Below are 6,058 nucleotides of genomic sequence, written 5' to 3'. Positions count from 1 at the left end.
ACCATCTTCTGTACCTGAACAGAATGTGGATTAAGTCGGAATTTAAAGGCTTTGCGGATAGTTTGTTTCATGGTTATAACTATACAAAAAGGAGTGGGTCTATGCAAATTAATAAGGCGTTTCAAGTCGGTTAATTGGGAAAAAAAACTACCCTGAAATTCAGAAAAAACGCTGGGGAAATACGCTTTGGAGTCCTAGCTACTTTGCAGGAAGTTGTGGCGGTGCGCCACTCTCGATTATTAAACAATATATTTAGCAGCAACAACGACTACACTAAACAGGTTTTGCCTGTTCCGCTTATATCCCCGCCGTGAACGACGGGGTTTTACGCGGGATTCGATAAAATTGAATTGTTCAAAAAACATAATTTATACACCTCTAAATAAGTTAAATTTTTTTAGAGAAAGTTTTCTCTGTCACTAGTATATGCCAATGGAAAAAAATTTCTTTGGGTTTTTTTGCGGGTATTTAGTTCAAGCCATATAATCAAGTTTTGGACGGCTTAAAGAATTTATATTTTTTTGAAAAAAATCGACGTCTCTTCGCTGTAGTGTCTTTAGATGATATATGCGGCCATTGTACGAGTGGAATGCTCAAAAATTTGAAAAACAGATTGTGAAAATATGAACAATTTTTTTGTTGCATTAACTTTAGTATTATCCATAGCTAAACGCCTCCGCAACTCGCGCCACCTCGTCATCATTACGTCTATCATAGCGTTGCGTGGTGGTTAGACTGGCATGCCCCATCGCTTTTTGAACGGTATTTTGGTCAACATTCATCTCAAAGAGTGTGTTGGCAAAGGGTGTCGAAGGGCATGCGGTGCGCAGCTATCTTCACAGGCCTGGCCAAGTTTTTCTTTCAATAACGTTGTGTCGCTAAACCATTTTTGATCTAGTGCCTGCGTTGGTATGTTTAAATCGATTAACTTAAAGTTTTTACAAAGCCTCAACGCGATACGGCTGCAAGCTGATGCCAAGCTCTCTAAGTTGAGTAGCGCTCAATTCAACCCCTCTTAATTCAAATGGCACATTAAAAGCCAAGTGCCAGTAGTCTACCCCCATCGCATTCATATCCGAGACCATTGGAATAGGCAGGTTTCCAACAATCGTATCACCCGATTTTAGCATTGACAAATCCAAGTGCTCAAGGTGTTGGTCAAATGAAAACGCCTCCTCAACCAACCAATCTAGTGCCCCTTTGTGACGTGTTACAACATATACACTCATCTAAAAATCCTTCTATCTTATTTAGAGCTAAAGTATAAACCAGTAGCATATGAATTCGTCAAACCACAAGTTTTTGAAAACCACTATCTAGGTATTCGCGTTTATAATAAGCGTACTTTAAACCTATTATGGTCATAAAATGGAACAAAAAAACATAAAAACGCCACAACAATATCCCAGACGAATACTTTACTCCGTAATTGGGCTTTCACCGCAGATTTTAACGGAAACCCTCTATGCATTGGCCATCAATGACGAGCCGTTCGTACCGACTGAAGTTCACTTACTCACCACAACAAAAGGCGCTCAGCACTGCAAACTCGCCTTGTTTAATGAAAATGGAGGCTGGTTTCATCGATTTTGTCAGGACTATGATATTGAAGGCATCGACTTTAACGAAAATCATATTCACACACTGATGAATGATCAAGGTCAACCCATTGATGATATACGCACACCCGAAGAAAACAATGCCGTTGCTAACCAAATAAGTAAACATATTCGCCAGTTTAGCGCAGACGACAATTGCGCATTACACGTATCCATTGCAGGTGGACGAAAAACAATGGGGTTTTATGCCGGTTACGCGCTATCCATGTTTGGGCGTGAACAAGATCGACTCTCCCATGTATTGGTCGAACCGCAGTTTGAAGGCCATCCCAATTTTTTCTATCCTACGCCCTATTCCAGCATTATAAGAACGCGTGATCAACAAGACATAATGGACGTACGTGATGCAAAAGTTGATCTTGCCTATTTACCGATTGTTAGATTGCGCCATGCCCTAGATCGAAGCCTCATTGATGATACTCAAGACTTTCAAACATTGGTTCACCAACTTCAACGCAGCTTTGAAGATCCTGATGTTATCATTGACATCAAAACACGTACATTACAAATAGGTGATAAAAGAATTGAACTATCACCTGCAAATTTTGTATTCTACTGCTGGATGGTAGAGCGTTTAAAAAACAACCTACCTGGGATTCAAATTCCTCACGAAGGCTATCCTGATACCACCTACCGAGATGAATATATCGAAGTAAAAGAGCGCGTTATAAATGAAATGCGTGATATGGATCGAACCCTAGAGTCCATTAAAGATGGCATGACCAAAGACTTTGTATCCCAACGCAAAAATGGCATAAAAAAAGCGATTAAGAATGAGCTCGGGGTCAATGCCTTTCTTTATGATATACAACCAAAGAAAATGAACCGCGTAAGCTTACACGGTTTAAAAATCCCATCCGAAAAAATTAGCTTCTCTAACTAAGGAACAATCCATGAGAATAAAATCTTCTAAAGAAGTACTAACGATTTCAGCAACTATAATTTTAATTACAATTGGCACAACATTTTTAATTGATGGTGTGCTAAAAAACGTTATTGAGCTTGAAGATGCTAACCTAACCAAACAAGTGATTTTTTTTATAATTGGTTTGGTTTCATTGATGATAGCCATGATGATTGCTAAAACCATCACGGATGACTTATGTAAACCTGATTCGCGTTCTTTCAAAGAAATAACCCAAAATGCATACCGAACCACGTTAAGAAAAACAGAGATTGTTATAACATCTGTATCTGAAATTCGTGACGATAATGGAGTTGTACCCAACGATAGAATTAAGAAATGTATCAATCAGCTATTCTCAAGCTTTTCAGTCGAAAAAATATGCCAAACGGACTATAAGAATCTCAAATCTGAACTAGAAAAATTAAATTGTGATAAAGAAATCATCCTTTCAAGTTTCTCATGGCAACAACAACTCCGTTTGATTTATCAAGTCACAAAATTCACTAATAATGCCGAGTTTGTCATAATCTCAAGTGAGCAATCAAGCAAGCAGTTTCCAGCATTTGAACATATGCTTGAAGCACTTCGACAGAAACTGAATGAAGAACAAAAAACCTTTACCTTTAGTCGTGCTGAAACGGTGAACTTCAATGAAATAGACAAGGTCTCAAAAGAGATTGAAGGCCAAATACAGTTGCATACGGCACGCAACGGTAATCCAATCATCATGGTCGATGTCACAGCCGGACAAAAAACCTACTCGTTGGCGGCGGTTTTATCGACGGTTGATAAAAAGCATGTTTACACGGGTTACGTTGATACCAACAAGCCTTGGCCACTCCATTTACAAAATATCGTGAATGATAATAAAAGTGAGCTCGCTGTGGGCTAAAACTTGAAACTGACTGTGAATGATATAAAACCAACGCTCAGTTTCAAGTTAATTGTACTTAATAATAATCAGAACCTATAACGCGCCTCAATCCGGTCTGCACTATTCATTTGTTGTTGGTTTAGATTGAAGCGAAAAAATATTGTATCGTCTTGAATATACCACGCGGTGTTTCTAAAAGACTCACGGTTAATAAAACCAATGCTGTCTTTAGTAAATCCATTGCCAAAAATAGAATCATTAAACTTGGCTAAATCAACGCTTGAATTAGGTGTGTAAGGGTCGCCACTCATATGTCCAGCGGTAAAAAAACCAAATATTTGGGCACTATTTTTAACACCGGCCAGCTCTAGTTCTAAAAACACAGGATTGGACGCGATATAGGGCGAAATGGCCTTAATTCTTTGTTGTGCGCTATCAGCCAAACGCTTAATTTGGAAAGCTCCTAGTGTGTATTCTTTGCGACCGAATGAGCCTGACCGATTAAAGTGGTCGGGACCTGACAAACCGGTTACCAAATTAGACATGGACTGCGTTGGGCGAAAGTTCTTTATCGCTACAATGACCTCATTACCATTCACACTATGAACTTTTGGCTTTAATTGGCGCGAGAAGTTCTGCCAACTGCGCTGATAACTCTGTGCAAACTGATCACGCACCTCCTGTTCACGGTTCGCATTTTGCTGAGCCATACTAAATAAAGTGCCTTGGCTAAACACACTTTGAGCCGCCGCCTGATTGCGTTCAATTTTTTGATAAACTTCGCTTTGTTGGCGAGTAAGATTATTGGCCTGCTCCAGCGTTAATGCACGGTTAGCTAACGCTGTTTGTAAACGCTTTAACTCTTGTGTTAAAGCTTGATTTTCAGTCTGCAAACTATTCAATGCTTTAGCTTTAGACTGATCGGCCTGCATCGCTCGGATACGATGACGAAGCTCAGACTCATCAACCTCAACGCGCGCCTTCATCGTTAGAAAAATGCCTTTAGTATCCGTGCCAAATACCTCTGACATAGGATGAACCTTGACTAAACTTGCAGACAGTGCCGTAATCGTTTCGGTGTAACGACCAGAAGCATCTAAGGTTTGATCAGCTTGAATATAACTGCCCGCCTGGCTCGCCGCCAGCTGTTTTATTTGGTTTAACAGCATTTCACGCGCCGCCACTCTTGAATCGCCATCGCCTAAATAATAGCGCTGCTCAATCTCGGTGCTAAACGACCAGGCCTGGTTAAAAACGCCCAACAACATAACAAAGCTAAGGGCAAAAAATTTACTGTGTAATGGCGCAAACATACTGTTTCTCCTGAAATTCAAAAAATAAATACTCAATGGTACCCAGCTGAATCCAACTGCGACTGTGCGTACTGATCTGATGTTGATAGCCAGCTCTATCGACACTATCCTTCCCCGCAATTTCCAGGTTTTTAAGCCGGGAAAAAATAGCTTGCAAATACACACGTGCAATTTGCTTGGATAATGGATGATCGTTGATCACGCAGGACTGGTAGCGCGGCTGACCACCCAAACACACGCGTTCATGAGCCAAAGTGGCGGCGCTAACCTCTTCAAAAGCGCAGGCCTGCGACAACCCAACACCAGCAAGCCATAGCAAGCCAGAAATGAACAGCCTAAGGTGCAGGCGTTGCACGGGTATCACCACGCCCAACTTTTTGCATCAAACGCTGATAAGCAAACTCAAGTGATTGTCGCTCGTCCGGCTCAGCTTGTTTTGCCATCAATGCATCAAACTGCGCATAATTGAACCGCATCAACACATAACTTTGGAACTCACCTTGCACAGGCTTAACCTCCTGGCGCACAACTTCTGCACCACTGATATTGACCTTATCAACAAATCGATTCACCACAAACCGGTAATCCCCTTGATTCATCGTATCTTCACCCGACAACTCAGCGCGCATGGTATTGGCAATCTCAAAACTAGCCTGCAAGCGCGCCTTACGTGTCGCATTCATCAAATCCGCATCCTTACCAATGCCCACGCCATAGAATCCAAGATCATCGGCTCTGGGTGGGTTAAGTACCCAATCAGGCACGTCCGACAACACCTGTTGCATACGCTTATTTTCTTGTTTTTCACGCTCCTGCTGCGCCTTGGCCTGCATTAGTTGAATTTGCGCTTCCTCCTTTGCAATCTCCGTTTTGCTCAGGGTGCTAGAGCAGCCGGATAGCACAGTGGCAGATATAAAAAAGACTAAGGGCTTAATAAGTATACTTCTCATTTTTCTACTCCATTTAAAATTAATAACTAAGCTTTTCGTAAACAGTTTAGTCATGCCTTATGGGTAAGTCCGATTTCAAAAACTTGTGATGTTAACCCCCTTGTGGATACTTAGAGTCTGCTCAGAAAATATAAATCATTGTTTTAAAACAAAAATACTTGTTTTTGTGGTATAGTAATGCACAGTTTTTCAGCCCCAAGATATAAAAAAGCGTGCACAAAAATGATTCGAGACCACTCTGTAACCCAATTATCACTCAGCGAATTCGATTGGCCCTTCCAATCAGATCTTGATCCACAAAACCGCTGGGTTCAACTTGCACAGTGCATTCCATGGGATGACTTCGCCCAAAGCTACTATGCCAAGCTCAATCAAAAACGCGGTCGTCCCGCCAA

General features: G+C 41.2%; 7 protein-coding genes and 1 pseudogene. 3 read left to right on the top strand and 5 right to left on the bottom strand.

All coding sequences use genetic code 11. The features are described from left to right. Positions 1–115 precede the first annotated feature (115 nt). A pseudogene (locus NA59_RS15600) lies at positions 116–256 on the top strand (transposase); the annotation flags it as partial. Positions 257–656: 400 nt separating this feature from the next. Here NA59_RS15600 and NA59_RS14880 read toward each other — a convergent pair. Both NA59_RS14880 and csx16 read right to left on the bottom strand, forming a co-directional pair. Then, on the bottom strand, positions 657–830 hold the full coding sequence (locus NA59_RS14880; RefSeq protein WP_269763854.1) for a tyrosine-type recombinase/integrase: 174 nt from the start codon (positions 828–830) through the stop codon (positions 657–659). A 108-nt stretch (positions 831–938) separates the two neighbouring features. Further along, the gene (gene csx16 / locus NA59_RS12360; RefSeq protein WP_044413327.1) at positions 939–1,229 is read right to left on the bottom strand and encodes a CRISPR-associated protein Csx16; all 291 of its coding nucleotides are present in this window, start codon (positions 1,227–1,229) and stop codon (positions 939–941) included. Between the two features lie 139 nt (positions 1,230–1,368). Between csx16 and csm6 the strand changes: the two genes are divergently transcribed. Both csm6 and NA59_RS12350 read left to right on the top strand, forming a co-directional pair. Next, positions 1,369–2,502 (top strand): CRISPR-associated ring nuclease Csm6, encoded by a 1,134-nt coding sequence (gene csm6 / locus NA59_RS12355; protein ID WP_044413325.1) that lies wholly within the window; start codon positions 1,369–1,371, stop codon positions 2,500–2,502. Between the two features lie 10 nt (positions 2,503–2,512). Further along, on the top strand, positions 2,513–3,418 hold the full coding sequence (locus NA59_RS12350; RefSeq protein WP_044413322.1) for a hypothetical protein: 906 nt from the start codon (positions 2,513–2,515) through the stop codon (positions 3,416–3,418). A gap of 68 nt (positions 3,419–3,486) precedes the next feature. Here the strand turns inward: NA59_RS12350 and NA59_RS12345 are convergent, their stop codons facing one another. From NA59_RS12345 to NA59_RS12335, 3 genes are read right to left on the bottom strand one after another with little or no spacing between them, the layout of a single operon-like run. Continuing rightward, entirely contained in the window at positions 3,487–4,713 is a 1,227-nt protein-coding gene (locus NA59_RS12345; protein ID WP_044413319.1) for a hypothetical protein, read from the bottom strand. Next, a complete protein-coding gene (locus NA59_RS12340) occupies positions 4,691–5,068 on the bottom strand; it encodes a hypothetical protein (protein WP_044413316.1) in 378 nt (125 codons plus the stop codon). The genes NA59_RS12345 and NA59_RS12340 overlap by 23 nt, the downstream gene beginning before the upstream one ends. Beyond that, positions 5,049–5,663, bottom strand: a complete 615-nt coding sequence (locus NA59_RS12335) for a hypothetical protein (RefSeq protein ID WP_044413313.1) — start codon at positions 5,661–5,663, stop codon at positions 5,049–5,051. Before NA59_RS12335 ends, NA59_RS12340 begins: the two co-directional genes overlap by 20 nt. Between the last annotated feature and the right edge of the window lie 395 nt (positions 5,664–6,058).

The sequence above is a fragment of the Thiomicrospira microaerophila genome, assembly GCF_000934765.1.
GTDB classification, from domain to species: domain Bacteria; phylum Pseudomonadota; class Gammaproteobacteria; order Thiomicrospirales; family Thiomicrospiraceae; genus Thiomicrospira; species Thiomicrospira microaerophila.
Note: the sequence above shows the minus strand (reverse complement) of the source record. Positions and strands in the feature narration are given on the sequence as shown.

What these genes read in the sequence shown, in the direction of transcription:
- csx16 (WP_044413327.1), bottom strand. Translation starts at nt 1,229, where the DNA reads ATGAGTGTATATGTTGTAACACGTCACAAAGGGGCACTAGATTGGTTG.
- csm6 (WP_044413325.1), top strand. Translation starts at nt 1,369, where the DNA reads ATGGAACAAAAAAACATAAAAACGCCACAACAATATCCCAGACGAATA.
- NA59_RS12350 (WP_044413322.1), top strand. Translation starts at nt 2,513, where the DNA reads ATGAGAATAAAATCTTCTAAAGAAGTACTAACGATTTCAGCAACTATA.
- NA59_RS12345 (WP_044413319.1), bottom strand. Translation starts at nt 4,713, where the DNA reads ATGTTTGCGCCATTACACAGTAAATTTTTTGCCCTTAGCTTTGTTATG.
- NA59_RS12335 (WP_044413313.1), bottom strand. Translation starts at nt 5,663, where the DNA reads ATGAGAAGTATACTTATTAAGCCCTTAGTCTTTTTTATATCTGCCACT.